Consider the following 254-nt stretch of genomic DNA (forward strand, 5'->3'; position numbering starts at 1 on the left):
TCTGCCGTGATCTCTGCCCCACCAACTGGTTGCGCTTGCGCATCAGATCTCGCACACCCCGCGCTTCCTTCGGACAAATGTACCCTACCGGCAGGATGCCCAAACGCAACAAGTGCGCCAGCCAGCGCGCATCGTGCGCGTCTTCCTTGTACTTCAGGCCCTCGTACTGCTTGACCGCCGCCGTGTTCACCAGGTGCACCCGATAGCCCGCGTCCATCAGTCCATCAACCAGCCAGTACCAGTTGTACGTCGAT

The 254-nt window shown here is 60.6% G+C and carries 1 protein-coding gene; it reads right to left on the reverse strand.

The window, feature by feature from the left end:
- Positions 1-254 (reverse strand): transposase (locus CAPSK01_RS21905; RefSeq protein WP_273703117.1); only part of this gene is annotated, 254 nt, incomplete at both ends.

This window comes from Candidatus Accumulibacter vicinus (genome assembly GCF_000584955.1).
GTDB classification, from domain to species: Bacteria; Pseudomonadota; Gammaproteobacteria; order Burkholderiales; family Rhodocyclaceae; genus Accumulibacter; species Accumulibacter vicinus.